Below are 14943 nucleotides of genomic sequence, written 5' to 3' on the forward strand. Positions count from 1 at the left end.
CTGGCCCACCACGAGACGAGAAGGCCCATGTCCACCCTGCGTGTCACCGCCGAACCCCTGACGATCCACGTCCACCCCAACGCCGACGCGTTGGAGCTGGCGCAGGTCGGTCTCTACCGCGCCGTCGTCGCGAAGGGTGCCTATCGGTCCGGTCAGCACGCGATATACATCCCCGAGCAGGCCGTTCTCCCGGCCGGGCTGATCGACGAGCTCGGGCTCACCGGCCGGCTGGCCGGCCCGGACAAGGACCGCGTCAAGGCCATCCGGCTGCGCGGCGAGCTGTCGCAGGGCATCGTCTGCCTGCCGAAGGCCGTTGCCGACGTCGACCTGGCCGCCGCGCACCGGGACGGTGTGGACTTCGCCGAGCTGCTCGGCGTCGTCAAGTGGGTGCCGCCGGTCCCGGTGAGCATGTCCGGCGACGTGCTGTCGGCCGCCGACCTGCTGCCCTGGACCGACATCGAGAACATCGCCCGCTACCCCGGCATCTTCGAGCCCGGCGAGCCGGTGTCCGCCACCGAGAAGGTGCACGGCACCTGCTGTCTGTACACGTATTTGGCCGAGACCGGTGAGAACCTCGTGTCGTCCAAGGGCTTCGGTGCCAAGAGCCTGTCGCTGGCCGAGGCCGACCGAAACCTCTACTGGCGCACTGTCCTCGCCTACCGCCTGCCCGAGGCCGCCGCCCGGATCGCTGAGGCCTACGGCGCGCTCCGCGTCGGCATCTACGGCGAGGTCTACGGCAAGGGCGTCCAGGACCTCGCCTACGGCGCCGACGCGCAGGACCGGCCCGGCTACGCCGTGTTCGACATCTGTATCGACGTGAACGGCGTCGTCCGCTGGCTGGACGCGCCGGAGCAGACCGAGGTCCTGGCCTCGCTGGCGGACCTGGACATCCCGCGTGTGCCGGTCCTCTACGAGGGCCCCTACGATGAGTCGCTGCTGCTCGCGCTGGCCTCCGGCAAGGAGACGGTGAGCGGCACCGGTGCCCACATCCGTGAAGGCATCGTGGTGCGCGCCCAGCGCGAGCACCGCAACGACGTGGTGGGGAGCCGGACGATCGGCAAGATCGTCTCGGCGGAGTACGTGACGAGGAGCGGGGGAACCGAGTATGAGTGACCGGACCGACGCGGCGGGCGCGGGGGAGCGTCCGCTGCTGTCCGCCGTCCTGGATCCGCGGGAGCTGCAACGGGAGGTCGCCGACGAGCGGGTCACCCGCCGCACGCACCCGAGCCTGCCGCTGTCGATCTACTCCTACAGCCGCAGCTGCCAGTACGACCAGTACTGGACCCCGGTCACCGTCCGTACTCGTGGGCTGATAGTCGACGACCGCACCGGCCGGATCGCCGCCTGGTGCCTGCCGAAGTTCTTTAACCACGGCCAGCACGGCAAGTTCGACTACGCCCCGCCGCTGCCCGACGAGCCGTTCGAGGTCTACGACAAGGTCGACGGCTCGCTGGGCATCGTCTTCCACTACGACGGCGCCTGGCGCGCGGCGTCGAAGGGCTCGTTCATCTCCGACCAGGCGGCCTGGGCGCAGCGCCACCTCGACCAGGCCGACACCTCCGCGCTCGACCCCTCGGTGACCTACCTCGCCGAGATCGTCTACCCGGAGAACCGCATCGTCGTGAACTACGGCGACCGCCGCGACCTGGTGCTGCTGGCCGCCTACCGGGCCGACGGCACCGAGCTGCCGCTGCGCGAGGCCGCGCCGGCCTGGCAGGGCGTTGGCACCGTCGTGCGCACCTACGACTGGACCGACACCTTCGGCGTGCTGGCCACGCTGGCCGACCAGAACCAGCACCTCGACGGCGCCGGCGCCACCGGCACCGACGCCGAGGGCTGGGTCATCCGCTTCGCCTCCGGCCTGCGGACCAAGACCAAGCTGTCCGGCTACGTCTCGCTGCACTACCGGCTGACCAGCGTCACCCCGAAGCACATCTGGCGCGCGCTGGCCGTGCAGCGGTACCCCGAGGCGACCGACGTGCAGATCGCGCAGGCGATCGGGGTGCAGCCCAACGAGGTCGTCGGCATGCGGCGGATCCCCGGCGGGCCGCTGGCGCCGCTGCTGGAGGACGTGCCCGATGAGTACGACGCCTGGGTCCGCGGGGTCTGCGACGAGCTGGCGGCGCGCGCCGACGTGCTCATCGCGCAGATCGAGCAGGCGCACCAGTCGCTGGCGCACCTGGCCGGTGAGCGTGGGGCGTACGCGCGGGCGGCGAAGGAGTTCGACGGGTTCGTGCGGGCCGGGATGTTCCTGATGCTGGACGGGCGGCCGATCGCCATGCATGTGTGGCGGGTGCTGAAGCCGGAGGCTGGTGAGGCGTTCCAGAAGGACGATGAGTTCTCTGACGAGTCCTCGGGGGAGGGTGGCGGTGCTGCGGAGGCGAGCGCCGCGACCGCCGCCACCGTTGGCCTTGCCGGAGCCGGAGCCGGAGCCGGAGCCGGAGCCGGAGTCGGCGTCGGAGCTGGTGTCGGTGTCGTGGCTGCTGCGGAGGACGCTGCTGCCGCAGAAGGCGCTGTTGGTGCCGAAGCCGAAGCCGAAGCCGAAGCCGACATCGACCTCGCCCCCGTCCCGACCGGCCCCGGCGTCCACCGCGGCAAGCCGGTCGTCCACCTGATGCGCGGCCTGCCCGCCTCCGGCAAGTCGACTCGCGCCCGCGAGCTGATGGCCGCCGCCGACGGCCGGATGCGCCGGGTCAGCCTGGACGACCTGCGCCGCATGCTCGACGACAACGACGGCTCCAAGCGTCTGGGCCGCGGTCATGAGGAGACTGTGCTCGCGGTGCAGGACGCGGCGGTGCTGGCCGCCGTCGAGTCCGGCTTTGACGTGGTCGTCGACAACACCCACCTCGTCTCGCGCATCCCCAAGCGGCTCAAGCAGCTGCTCGGCGGCCGTGCGGAGTTCCGCGTGCACGACCTGACCGATGTGGACGTCGAGGAATGCGTGCGCCGCGACGCGTCGCGCCCGAATCCGGTGGGGGAGGACCACATCCGCGCGATGGCGCTGCGGCTGGCCTCGACGAAGTCCTCGGGCTGGAAGCTCAGTGCGGACGAGCTGAACGAGGTCGTGCCGGCGACGACCTACGTGGCCGACGCGACGCTGGCGGGCGCGGTGCTGTGCGACATCGACGGCACGCTCGCCGACAACACCAACCGTGGTCCGTACGACTGGGCGAAGGTGGATACCGACACGTTGATCGTCGCCACCGCCGACGCGCTGGTGGCGTTCGCGGCGCGCGGGGACCGCATCATCCTGATGTCGGGCCGCGGCGACGACGTGCGCGAGGGCACCGAGCGGTGGCTGGCGGCGAACGGCGTCGCGTACGACGAGCTGTGGATGCGCAAGGCCGGCGACACGCGCGGGGACGACATCGTGAAAAGCGAGCTGTTCGACGCGCACGTCCGACACCGGTTCGCGGTCCGCGTGGTGCTGGACGACCGGTCGCGGGTGGTCGCGCTCTGGCGGCGGATGGGATTGACCTGCTGGCAGGTCGACTACGGGGACTTCTAGCCGCGAAGTCACCCAGGGCGGGTCCGGTGGGACGAAGCGTCGTCCCGCTGGACCCGCTGAAGTGGTCCGGCCGGGTCGCTCAGCCCAGCAACGCCCGAACCGACACGGCCAGGGCGGCCACATCCACCGGCCCCGACGTGTCGACCTCGATCACCTGTCCGACCCCGATCGGCGCGCTGAAGTGCTGCTCCCAGCGTTCGGGGGTGAGTGTGGCGTCGGTGTGCACGGCGTGCCGCTCGCCCGCCGCGTGGCGGGCGGCGTACCGCCGGATGGCCTCCTCGCGCGGCACGGTGCAGTGGACCTCGACCAGCCTGCCGCCGTCGGTCAGCGCCCGCAGCGAGGCGTTCTGGTGTTCGTGCCCGTACCAGAAGTTGGCCTCCAGCACGCACGCCGGAGCATCGGCGGCCAGCAGCCACAACAGCTCCATCGACGCCGCCCCGAGCCGTCGTGACCACGGCGGCTCGGCGGCCAGCCCGAGGCGGTCGCGGGGCTCGTCCCCGGCGTCGTCCGTGCCGGCCCCGGCCAGCACGTCGTGGATCCGCTCCTTGATGCTGTCCTTCGCGAACAGCGGCATCCCCAGCGCGCGGGCCAGCGGCCTGGCGAGGGTGGTTTTGCCGGCTCCGGGCGCGCCGGAGACCATCACGATCCCGCGATGGAAGGGCTCCACAGCCCTGCCCAGCGAGGTCGCTTCCTTCACAAGAAGGTCTTGCCCTCGCCCCGGTACGTCGGCACGGAGCGCACTACTTCGTCCCCGGAGATCAGGTACAGCGTGTCGAAGCGCTCGCACAGCTCGCCGGCCTTGGTGTGCCGGAACCACACCCGGTCGCCGACCCGCAGCGTCGCGGCCACCTTGCCCAGCAGCGGCGTCTGCACCTCGCCGGCCGCCTCGTTCGGGTCGTAGGACAGCCCCGGCGGCAGGTACGGCTGCGGCAGCCGGTCCTTGCCGGCCACGCCCGAGGCCGGGTAGCCGCCGCCCAGCGCCGTCGCCACCTCCGGGCCGGGACGCCGCACCACCGGCAGCGCGAACAGCGCCGCCGGCCGGCCGCGGAACGCCCGGTAGGAGTCGAACAGCCACGGCTGGTACAGCCCGGACCCGGCCGCGATCTCGGTGACCGCGTCCTCGGCGGTGGTGCGCTCGATGCTGCCGGTGCCGCCGCCGTTGACGAACTCCAGCGGCGCCAGCGTCCGCACCGCGTCCACGATCGCCGCGCGCCGGGCCGCCAGTTCCCGCGCCGAGCGGCTCTGCATCGCGCGGATCGCCGCGCCGCGCAGCGGCCGTCCGGGCGGGGCGTCGCCGACGCCGGCGATCTGCGACTCGTAGGCCATCAGCCCCACGAGCTTGAACGAGTCGCGCCGCACCACCTCGCGGGCCATCGCCGCGACCTGCGCCGGGGTGTGCAGCGGGGAGCGGCGCGCGCCGATGCGGACCCGGCCGCCGGCGGCGTGGAACGCCGCGTCGATGTCGATGCAGACCCGGATCGGGGCGCCCGCGCCCCCGTCCGCCCCGGCCACCGCCTTCTCGATCAGGTCCAGGTGGTCGACGCTGTCGATCATGACGGTGACGGCGGCCAGCGCGGCGGCGTCCCCGGCCAGCCGGGCGTAGGCGGCCCGGTCGGCGCTGGGGTAGGCCACCACGATGTCGTCGAAGCCGCATTCGGCCAGCCACAGCGCCTCGGGCAGCGTGAAGCCCAGGATGCCCTGGTAGCCCGGCAGCGCCAGCACCTCCTCCAGCAGCGCCCGGCACCGCACCGACTTGCTCGCCACGCGGATCGGCTTGCCGGCCGCGCGCCGGGTCAGGTCCGCGGCGTTGGCGTGGAACGCGTCCAGATCGACGGCGGCGAACGGCGGCTCGAGGGCGGCGGTCGCGGTGTCGAGGCGGCGGCGGTCCGCGTCGGGGCCGGGCGGGGTGGGGGGCATGAGATCAGCCTCGCACACGCCGGCGGCGGGGCGATAGGGGAGGTGAGGTTACGCACGCGGTGGTGGGGCGGCTAATCTTCTGGGCGTTCGGTTTCGGATAGGGGTGTTGGGGTGGACGCGGTGGAGAGCGCGCGGTCCGCGCCGGCAGCTGTGCCCGGGCTCGCGAAAGCCGGGTCGGGGGTCGCACGTGTCGGGGGCGGGGCAGGCCATGGCCGGTGGCGGCATGGTTAAGGGCTATTGGTGGGGCGCGGCGGCGTCCGTGCTGGTCGGAGCAGTCGTGGCCACGGCCGCGGTGGTGGCGACCGGGTCGCCGGGGTCGGGTTCGGGCTCGGGCGCGATCTCGGGTTCGGGCCTGGGCTCGGGCGCGGGCGCGGCGGGGTCGGCCGGTTCGGCGGGTTCGACCGGATCGGCGGGCTCTGCGGGCTCGGTCGGCTTGATAGGCGCGGGCAGCCTGGCGGGGGCGCTGCAAGCGGCGGCGGTGGCGCCGTCGGAGCTTCAGGACCGGGCGGTGCGGGCGCTGTGGCGGACGAAGACGGTCGAGCAGCTGTTCCCGGCGACGGTCAGCCCGGGCAGCCAGTACGTGCGCCTCGGCGTCGCCGACGCCGCCGGGTGCGACGTGCTGCCGAAGGACTTCGTCTCCGAGCTGGGCAAGGACGCGCCGCAGACAGCGTGCGTGAAGGTGCTTCGGGCGACCTACACCGACATCACGCAGACGGTGTTCGCCACGGTCGGGATCGTCGTGATCGACGGCCCCACGGCGGCCCGGGACCAGGTGTGGCGGCAGTGGACGCCGGACGCCGACTCGCGCCGGCCCGAGCTGATGCCCGGGGTGTTCGCGCCGCCCGGGACGCCGGCCGCCGCCTGGAAGGACGCGCAGCGCACGGTGTGGAACTCGCAGGCCTCGATCGACGGCTCTTACCTGGTGTACGTGGTCTCGTCGTTCGCCGACGGCCGGCCCGGCTCGACGGACGCGGTGCTGCGGATCGGGACCGCCAAGTCGCTGGGCGGCGACTCGCCGCCGGTGCAGGCGGCGCTGGGGCTGTCGCAGGTGTTCGCCACGCAGTTCGACGACGCGGCGAAGAAGTAGCGCATGGGATCGGGAAGGACTTCTGTGCCGGGCTTTGGGCGGGGCTTTGAGCAGGGCTTCGAGCGAGGTTACGAACCGGGCGCCAGGCAAGGCTTCGTCCGGCTGCGCCGGGTCGCGGCGCTGACCGTCGCCGCCGCACTCCCGATCCTCCTGACCGCGCCGGCCGCGCACGCCGACGCGGTGCGCGACGCGCAGTGGCCGATCGCCTTCCTCAACCTGCCGCAGGCGTGGAAGACCACCAAGGGCGCCGGCGTCACGGTCGCGGTGCTGGACACCGGCGTCGTCGGCACCCGCGCGGACCTGGCCGGGCAGGTGACCGCCGGGCCGGACCTGGTCGGCGGGAAGGAGAAGCCGGGCGACCCGCAGTGGGGTGTGCACGGCACCGGGATGGCCTCGGTCATCGCCGGCCACGGGCACGGCCCCGGCAACAGCGCGGGCATCATGGGCGTCGCCCCGGAGGCGAAGATCCTGTCGGTGCGAGTGATCCGCGACGACGAGGACCCGGACCGCGGCCTGCTGGAGCTGTCCCACACGCCGATCTCCGAGGGCATCCGCTACGCCGTCGACCACGGCGCGCAGGTGATCAGCATGTCGTTGGGCGGCACCGTCCAGGGCGCGGACAGCGACACCACCCACGAGGCCGACGCGGTGCGCTACGCGCTGGCGCACGGCGTGTCGATCGTCGTGGCGGCCGGCAACGGCGGCCGGGACCCGGCGCGGGACGTCACCGAGTACCCGGCCGGGGAGCGCGGCGTCATTGGCGTGGCGGCGGTCGACCGCCACGGCGTCCGCGCCTCGTTCTCCTCCACCGGCTGGGACGTCGCGGTCGCGGCCCCCGGCGTCGCCATCCCGATGGCCCTGCCGGTTGACGATGTCGGCGACGGTGCCTACGCCGACTTCGGTCCGATCCTCGGCACCGACACCCTGGTCGGCGCGGGCACCAGCCCGGCCTGCGCCTACGTGGCCGGCGTCGTGGCCCTGATCCGCTCGGCCAACCCCGCGCTGAGCCCGCTCCAGGTCGCGCAGATCCTCAAGAACACCGCCAGCTCCCGCCCCTCCAGCGGCCGCGACGACGAACTCGGCAACGGGATCGTGGACCCGGTGGCGGCGTTGAAGGCGGCCGCCGGCGTTCCCGCACAGCCGCCGACCGCGACGGCCGCGCCGTACAAGGGGCCGCGGTACTTCGGCTACGGGCCCGCGACGGTCGCCGACCAGAGCGCCGGCGGACTGACGCGGCGCGAGCGCGGGATCGCGGACGCCGCGGTGGCCGGGACCGGATCGCTGCTGCTGGCCGGATGGCTGGTGGTGCGGGGACGGCGGCGGGCGCGCGCGGCGGCCGCGGCCGGAGCTGCGGGGGCCGGTCCTGAGCTGGCGTTCGGCTACGGCTTCGGGCCGGACACGCCGGGGGTGATGTGGGCCGGCGCGAACGTTTCGATGCCGCAGACCGCCCCGACGATCGCTTTGTCGACTAATTCACAGAACACTGATCCGGGAACCGCCGGCTGGGGTTCCGGACCGGCCGGTGAGCCGATGGCCGACGCGGCCGGAACCACCACTGGTTTGGTCGGCATCGGCGCCTCCGAACCGAGCGCCGGTGTCGCCACCGCCGGACCGAGCGCCGATGTCGCCACCGCCAAGCCGAATGCCACGCTGAATACCAGGCTGATCGCCGAACCGAGCACCGAACAGCCTGCTGGGCCGAGTGCCGAAGCTGCTGCCGGGCCGAGCGCCGAACAGCCTGCTGGGCCGAATGCCGAAGCTGCTGCCGAGTCGAATGCCGAACAGCCTGCTGGGCCGAATGCCGAAGTTGCTGCCGAGTCGAGCGCCGAACAGCCTGCCGGGCCGCATGCCGAAGTTGCTGCCGGGCCGAATGCCGAACAGCCTGCCAGGCCGCATGCCGAAGTTGCTGCCGAGCCGAATGCCGAACAGCCTGCCGGGGCCGGGCTGACCGCCGAGCTGACCGCCGAGCTGACTGCTGAACCGACCGCTGAACCGACCGCTGAACCGAGTGCTGTGCTGACCGCCGAGCCGCATGCTGAGCGGACCGCTGAACCGACCGCTGAACCGACCGCTGAACCGACCGCTGAACCAAGCGCCGATCCCTCCGGTCCAGCCCCCGCCCCCGCGCCGACTACAGTCGACCTCATGACCGACTTCGCCGGACGCACCATCGCCCCCTCCGCCTTCCCCGAAGACAGTGGCACCGCGGATCCCGCGCTGCTGGCCGTCCTGGAGGCGCATGGGCGCGGGGAGGCGGCGGTCGAGCATGCGTACGGTTACCTGCTCAACGCGCGGGTGCTGACGCCGATCGTCGCGGTGCTCGGGGAGGCCGAGGAGGTCGTTGACGACCAGGGGCGGAGCCTGCGGCGGGACAAGAACAGCGATATGGCCCTGGTGACGCTCGTCGCTCCGGACGGGACGCGGGCGCTGCCGGTGTTCACGTCGGTGGCGGCGCTGGCGGCGTGGAATCCGGAGGCTCGGCCGATGCCGGTGGCGTTCCCGCGGGCGTGTGCGGCGGCCAAGGCCGAGGGGGCGGAGATCGTGCTCGTCGACCTCGGGCTGCCGTCGTTCCTGGAGGTCGAGCCGGCCGCGGTGCGGGCGTTCGCCGCCGTGCTGGAGAAGGCCGAGTCGGGGGACGGGAACGGCTGAGGTCCCCGCGCAACTGGACGTTGCCCATCAGGACTCTGATGCGTAAGCTCGGATGGCGATCATCACCGACTCGCGCCGGGACATGGGGGACGCTGCATGGGGGATCAGCTTCAGGTCGACTACGACGGCCTTGAGAACTTCTCGGACGCGCTGGGCAATGCCCAGATCGCGTTCGATTCCAGTGGCCAGAGCGCCACGGACTACACCGGGCGGATGGGCGCGAAGAACGTCGAGGACGCCCTCCACGACTTCGTGCAGCGCTGGAGCACCGGCCGCGCCACGATCGACTCCTACTTCGACGCCCTGACCAAGATGGTCGACGGCTCGATCGCGGAGTTGAAGAAGATGGACAAGCACCTCGCCGACAGCAGCCCGACCGGCTGACGGCCCGCCCGACCGACGGAGGATCAGATGCGACCCGACGAAGGCGGCGGCGGTGCCCGTCCCACCACCTGGTGGATCCTGGGGTTCGGCAGCGACCCGGTGCCCGGCGACACGTTCGCCCCGGCCCTGGTGTCCTCGAACTTCACCCAGGTCGCCGACAACGCCGAGACCGTGCACCGCGACTTGTTCGCGCTGCTGTCGGACCCGGCCCTGACCAACTGGCTGGGCAAGTCCGGCGAGGCCTTCTACCGGGCCTTCGAGCCGTTCCCGCAGCAGCTGGGCTCGATGAAGAACAGCTATCACGACGCCGCCGGCGCCCTGGACAAGTACCAGACCACCTACGCCGAGTGCCAGGGCGACGCCGACGGCGCGTGCGGCGGCGCGCAGCGCGCGCTCTCCGACGTCGGCCTGACCCCCGAGGACCTGCACGGCCTGCCCGGCGACGGCGGCCAGGGCGGCGACCAGGGCTACGTCGACGCGCTGTCCAAGATCCTGATAGCGCGGCAGAAGCCCGACCCGGCGCCGGACCCGAGCATCCCGCACCCGGCGCCCGGACCCGCGCCCGGCTACGTGCCGCTGAACAACAACGCTGCCATCTCGCAGGCTTCGCAGACCGTGATCAACACCTGCGTCAACGCCCGTAAGAAGGTCCAGAGCGCGGTGCAGCGGCTGACCAGCGCCGCGAACACCTGCGCCAAGGCGCTGCACGACGCCGCGGACGAGGCCATCACCCACGCGCCCTGGTCCGGCACGACCGCCGGGGCCTACGGCGGCGGCACCTTCGACCAGCGCTTCAAGGAGTTCGGCGGCGACCCGGCGGACCTGAAGCTGGACCCGGCCGTCGGCGCCGACTTCACCAAGGACCCCGGCGACGACCCGGCGGTCTCCCCGCGCTACAACGCCAGCCGCGACTTCATCTTCCAAGAGATCTTCTCGATGATGAACAGCGACCAGTTCAAGAACATCCAGGAGCTGCTGCGCGAGGGCGAGCACCCGTCCCCGTTCGACACCGACCCCGGCGGCAAGATCAACGCGGCCATCACCATGTGGGCGGCGATGGTCGGCCCGGGCCAGCCCTGGGACTTCAAGGGCAAGATCCAGGACATCCTCAGCAAGATCCCGACCCAGCCGGGCGAGACCCACCAGTACACCCGCTTCGACGAGGATCCCCAGGTCGAGCTCTACGACAACATCTGGGCCAACATCTCCTACGGCTACGTCGGCCGGGCCGCCGGCTTCAGCGCCGACGACCTCCAGCACGGCGCCGAGCTCAACGCCTACCTCGGCGGCGGAGGCAAGAACACGCAGGGCAACTACGTCGGCCGCCAGATGGGCATCGACCTGTTCGAGCACTACCGGCCGGACCAGCTGACCAAGCAGGCGATCGACGACGAGATCTACGCGCACCTGGACCAGCTGCGGCCGTACTCGGAGTACCAGGGCTATCCGTCGAAGCTCGATCAGCCGCCGAAGGACTGGAAGGGCGGCGACCTGCCGAACAACCCGCTGTATTGAGTGTCCGCGTCGGCGTGGCAGGCAACGAGGCCGAAGCGCTCTGAACAGGAAGCCGAAGCGCGCTGAGCCGGGAAGAGATGCTGAATCAAGAGGCCGTGGTGCGGCGGCACGATGCCGCACCACGGCGAGTCGGGGTCGTCGCCCTCGTTGCCGTCGTGGTGGGGCTGGCGCTCATGGTCGCCCAGCTGCGGGCGCTGAATTCGACCTGGGAGTCGTGCCAGGTCGGCGGCGGCCCGATCGACGATGTCTTTCCGGGCGGGGCGGCGTATACGTGGCTGGGCGCGGACCTGCTGCGGTTCGTGCTCTATGCGGGCACCTATGTCATGTCTGCGGTGCTTGGCCGGCGCTGGATCTCGCGTCCGGGTCCGATAGGCACCGCGCTTCGTGTCCTGGTGATTGTCCTGCTGTGCGCGGTGCCGTTCGGGCTCGACTACGCGTGGGGGGTCCGCATGGATGCCGGGACTTTCGATCCGGGACAGTGCGCGGGAGGCGTGCCGAGCTGGTGGCCGTTCTGAGTCCGCGGCCTGCACAGCTCAAGACCTCTGTCCGATCAAGACCTCTGTCCGACTCGACCTCAGCCCCGCAGGTACTCAGCCCGCACGTACTCAGCCCCGCGCGTAGACCGCCCCGGTGAACTTCTCGCCCGGGCCCTGCCCCGGCTCGTCCGGGTAGTGCGAAGCTTCCCGGAACGCCAATTGCAGCGTGCGCAGGCCGTCGCGCAGTGGCGCTGCGTGCTGTGAGCCGATCTCCGGGGCGGCTGCCGTGACCAGGCCGGCCAGCGCGGTGATGAGCTTGCGGGCCTCGTCCAGGTCCAGGTCGGCCTCGCCGTTCTCGGCCAGGCCGAGCTTCACCGCCGCCGCGCTCATCAGGTGCACCGTCACGGTGCCGATGACCTCCACCGCGGGCACGTCGGCCAGGTCGCGCTGCTCGGCGGGCCCGGCCGCGGCGCTGTCGGGACCGGCCGTGCCGTGGTCCGTGGCGTCGTCGGGAATGGCCGAGGCGCTGGGGGTGTTGTCGGTCACTGCGGCTCCTTGCGGCGGATCTGTCTGTTGCCGGTCCAGCTTCCCACGCCGCGGTCGGTGACCCGGCGTCACGGCCACGCCCCGGAAGCTGCTAGTATCGGTTCCACGACCGATCCGGACATGCTCGCGCGTGTCCCGATCCGCAAGCGGAGATCCATCTCCCACCTGGTCGGCCCTCGGGCGGACGGGTTCCGGTCACAAAGCCTCACGCTCGGGGCTGGGTTTCTCTGGCGTTCGCGCCGGGGGTACCCGACATTTTTCCGAGTGTCGGTCTGTCCGGTGGTGGAGCCTCGCATGCATGTCGTGCGAGGTTTTTGCGTTTTCCGCGCAAGGGCCGCGTACCGAAGAGGACCCCGGGCCGAGAGCCCAGAACGTAGGAGGCCACATCAGCACTGAGCCCCGTATCAACGACCGGATCCGCGTTCCCGAAGTGCGGCTGGTCGGCCCCAACGGTGAGCAGGTCGGCATCGTGTCGATCCAGGACGCGCTCCGGCTGGCTCAGGAGCAGGACCTCGACCTGGTCGAGGTCGCCGCGACCGCGCGGCCGCCGGTCGTCAAGGTCATGGACTACGGCAAGTACAAGTACGAGTCCGCCCTGAAGGCCCGTGAGGCGCGCAAGAACCAGGCGCACACGGTCATCAAGGAGATGAAGCTCCGCCCGAAGATCGACCCGCACGACTACGAGACCAAGAAGGGTCACGTGGTGCGGTTCCTGAAGGCCGGGGACAAGGTCAAGATCACCATCATGTTCCGCGGTCGGGAGCAGTCCCGGCCCGAACTCGGCCGGCGGCTGCTGAGCAAGCTCGCCGAGGACGTGGCCGAGCTCGGCTTCGTCGAGTTCGCGCCGAAGCAGGACGGCCGCAACATGATCATGGTGCTCGGGCCGCACAAGAAGAAGACCGAGGCGATGGCCGAGGCCCGCGCGGCCAAGGAGCAGCGCAAGGCCGGCGGTTCGGCCGTCGAGGCCGAGGCGTCCCAGGCCGCGGTCGAGCCGGAGGAGTCGGTCGAGCCGGCCGAATCGGTCGAGTCGGTCGAGTCGGCCCCCGCGGCCGAGCCGATCGCCGCCGAGGCGGCCGAGGCCACCGAGACCGTCGAGGAAGAACAGTCCTGACCCCGGTCAGGCCGGACCGGTTCCGGGCCCGGGCCGCCCGACGCTGAACCAGCGCGGCGGCCGGCCCGGGGCGTAGAGCGAGAGCGGATCCGTGCGGGGCACACCCCACGGATCCGCCCCATGTGAAGGAGAAACGGCGCCATGCCGAAGCAGAAGACCCACAGCGGTTCCAAGAAGCGGTTCAAGGTGACCGGCTCGGGCAAGATCATGCGCGGCCAGACCGGTATGCGCCACAACTTCGAGCGCAAGTCCTCGGAGCTGACCCGCCGTCTGACCGGCGAGGTCGAGGTCGCCAAGTCCGACGTCAAGCGCGTCCGGCGGCTGCTCGGCCGCTGAGGCGGGCCCGCCGCGCCTCTCGCCCCCCGACCAGATATTTTGAGCAGGAGATAGAACAATGGCACGCGTCAAGCGGGCAGTGAACGCCCAGAAGAAGCGCCGGGTCGTCCTGGAGCAGGCCGCCGGCTACCGCGGCCAGCGCTCCCGGCTGTACCGCAAGGCGAAGGAGCAGGTCACCCACTCCCTCGTCTATGCCTACCGGGACCGCAAGGACCGCAAGGGCGACTTCCGCCGGCTGTGGATCCAGCGCATCAACGCCGCGGCCCGCGCCGAGGGCATGACCTACAACCGCTTCATCCAGGGCCTGCACCTGGCGAACGTCGAGGTCGACCGCAAGATGCTGGCCGAGCTCGCGGTGAACGACGCCGAGGCGTTCCGCGCCCTGGTCGACGTCGCGAAGAAGGCGCTGCCCTCCGACGTGAACGCGCCCAAGGCCGCCGCCTGAGCAGCCGTTCCGGCTCCCAGGCCCCCTTTCCCAGGATCGGCGAGCAGGCCATGACCGAGGCGAGTCCCGAGCTGTCCAACCAGCGCGCACCGCGCGCGGTGGCGGCGCGGCGGCTCGCCTCGCGCTCGTTCCGGGCCAAGCAGCGGCTGTTCCTGGCCGAGGGCCCGCAGGCGGTGCGCGAGGCCGCCGACCGGGACGGGGTGCTGGTCGAGCTGTTCGCCACCGCCGAGGCCGCCGAGCGGCACGGCGAGATCGTGGCCGCGGCCCGGGCCCAGGGCGCCAAGCTCACCGTGGGCACCCCGGAGCTGGTGGCCTCGCTCAGCGAGACCGTCACCCCGCAGGGCCTGGTCGGCGTGTGCCGGTTCCTGGACGTGCCGCTGGCGGAGTTCCTGGCCGGACACCGTCCGGAGCTGGTCGCGATCCTGGCGCACGTGCGCGACCCCGGCAACGCCGGCACCGTGCTGCGCTGCGCCGACGCCGCCGGGGCCGACCTGGTGGTGGTCACCGCCGAGTCGGTCGACGTCTACAACCCCAAGGCGGTGCGGGCCTCGGCCGGCAGCCTGTTCCACGTCCCGGTCGCGGTCGGGGTCACCGCGGCGGAGGCGGTGGCCGCGCTGCGCGGGGCCGGGGCCCGGATCCTGGCCGCCGACGGCACCGGCGCCGCCGACCTCGACGACGAGCTGGACGCCGGCCGGCTGGCCGAGCCCACCGCCTGGCTGTTCGGCAACGAGGCGTGGGGCCTGCCGGAGGCGCTGCTGGCGCTGGCCGACGAGGCGGTGCGGGTGCCGATCCACGGCCGGGCCGAGAGCCTCAATCTGGCGACGGCGGCAGCAGTGTGCTTATATTCCTCTGCCCGGGCGCAGCGCTGAGCGCCCCCGCGAGTCCTCCGGGAGTCCGGCAGTGTTCACCGTGGCGAATGCCTCGCCACCGGTAGCCGGTGATCCGTCGTCGCGGAACGATAGTGTGGCG

14 protein-coding genes are annotated in these 14943 nt (G+C 72.0%); 11 read left to right on the forward strand and 3 right to left on the reverse strand.

What is annotated here, in order from left to right; translation table 11 throughout:
* The first annotated feature begins 27 nt into the window (after positions 1–27).
* Together ABD481_RS35345 and ABD481_RS35350 are read left to right on the forward strand one after the other, a co-directional pair.
* Positions 28–1113, forward strand: a complete 1086-nt coding sequence (locus tag ABD481_RS35345; RefSeq protein WP_344670198.1) for an RNA ligase (ATP) — start codon at positions 28–30, stop codon at positions 1111–1113.
* Positions 1106–3508 (forward strand): phosphatase domain-containing protein, encoded by a 2403-nt coding sequence (locus tag ABD481_RS35350; protein ID WP_344670199.1) that lies wholly within the window; start codon positions 1106–1108, stop codon positions 3506–3508. The genes ABD481_RS35345 and ABD481_RS35350 overlap by 8 nt, the downstream gene beginning before the upstream one ends.
* A 79-nt stretch (positions 3509–3587) precedes the next feature.
* Here ABD481_RS35350 and ABD481_RS35355 read toward each other — a convergent pair whose 3' ends face one another.
* A complete protein-coding gene (locus ABD481_RS35355) occupies positions 3588–4205 on the reverse strand; it encodes a P-loop nucleotide/nucleoside kinase family protein (RefSeq protein WP_344670200.1) in 618 nt (205 codons plus the stop codon).
* Complete coding sequence (locus ABD481_RS35360; RefSeq protein ID WP_344670201.1) at positions 4202–5425, reverse strand: amino acid deaminase/aldolase; 1224 nt, start codon at positions 5423–5425, stop codon at positions 4202–4204. The genes ABD481_RS35355 and ABD481_RS35360 overlap by 4 nt, the downstream gene beginning before the upstream one ends.
* A gap of 223 nt (positions 5426–5648) precedes the next feature.
* Between ABD481_RS35360 and ABD481_RS35365 the strand changes: the two genes are divergently transcribed.
* From ABD481_RS35365 to ABD481_RS35385, 5 genes are all read left to right on the forward strand, one after another.
* The gene (locus tag ABD481_RS35365; RefSeq protein WP_344670202.1) at positions 5649–6512 is read left to right on the forward strand and encodes a hypothetical protein; all 864 of its coding nucleotides are present in this window, start codon (positions 5649–5651) and stop codon (positions 6510–6512) included.
* Between the two features lie 3 nt (positions 6513–6515).
* The gene (locus ABD481_RS35370; protein WP_344670203.1) at positions 6516–9161 is read left to right on the forward strand and encodes a S8 family serine peptidase; all 2646 of its coding nucleotides are present in this window, start codon (positions 6516–6518) and stop codon (positions 9159–9161) included.
* 96 nt (positions 9162–9257) lie between these two features.
* Positions 9258–9545: a hypothetical protein gene (locus tag ABD481_RS35375; RefSeq protein ID WP_344670204.1), complete on the forward strand. Its 288-nt coding sequence runs from the start codon at positions 9258–9260 to the stop codon at positions 9543–9545.
* A 27-nt stretch (positions 9546–9572) separates the two neighbouring features.
* A complete protein-coding gene (locus tag ABD481_RS35380; protein WP_344670205.1) occupies positions 9573–11060 on the forward strand; it encodes a polymorphic toxin type 44 domain-containing protein in 1488 nt (495 codons plus the stop codon).
* A gap of 77 nt (positions 11061–11137) precedes the next feature.
* Positions 11138–11575 (forward strand): hypothetical protein, encoded by a 438-nt coding sequence (locus tag ABD481_RS35385; protein ID WP_344670206.1) that lies wholly within the window; start codon positions 11138–11140, stop codon positions 11573–11575.
* Between the two features lie 90 nt (positions 11576–11665).
* On the opposite strand, the gene ABD481_RS35390 is transcribed toward ABD481_RS35385, so the two are convergent.
* Positions 11666–11977: a DUF1844 domain-containing protein gene (locus ABD481_RS35390; protein ID WP_344670227.1), complete on the reverse strand. Its 312-nt coding sequence runs from the start codon at positions 11975–11977 to the stop codon at positions 11666–11668.
* 490 nt (positions 11978–12467) lie between these two features.
* On the opposite strand from ABD481_RS35390, the gene infC reads away from it, so the two are divergent.
* The 4 genes from infC (at position 12468) to ABD481_RS35410 (ending at position 14843) form a co-directional block, all read left to right on the forward strand.
* On the forward strand, positions 12468–13193 hold the full coding sequence (gene infC / locus ABD481_RS35395) for a translation initiation factor IF-3 (RefSeq protein WP_344670228.1): 726 nt from the start codon (positions 12468–12470) through the stop codon (positions 13191–13193).
* A 141-nt stretch (positions 13194–13334) separates the two neighbouring features.
* A complete protein-coding gene (gene rpmI / locus ABD481_RS35400; RefSeq protein WP_344660515.1) occupies positions 13335–13529 on the forward strand; it encodes a 50S ribosomal protein L35 in 195 nt (64 codons plus the stop codon).
* Between the two features lie 58 nt (positions 13530–13587).
* Complete coding sequence (gene rplT / locus ABD481_RS35405; protein WP_344660516.1) at positions 13588–13974, forward strand: 50S ribosomal protein L20; 387 nt, start codon at positions 13588–13590, stop codon at positions 13972–13974.
* A 50-nt stretch (positions 13975–14024) separates the two neighbouring features.
* Complete coding sequence (locus ABD481_RS35410) at positions 14025–14843, forward strand: TrmH family RNA methyltransferase (protein ID WP_344670207.1); 819 nt, start codon at positions 14025–14027, stop codon at positions 14841–14843.
* Positions 14844–14943: the final 100 nt, after the last annotated feature.

Source organism: Catenulispora yoronensis, from assembly GCF_039531695.1.
Taxonomy (GTDB): Bacteria; Actinomycetota; Actinomycetes; order Streptomycetales; family Catenulisporaceae; genus Catenulispora; species Catenulispora yoronensis.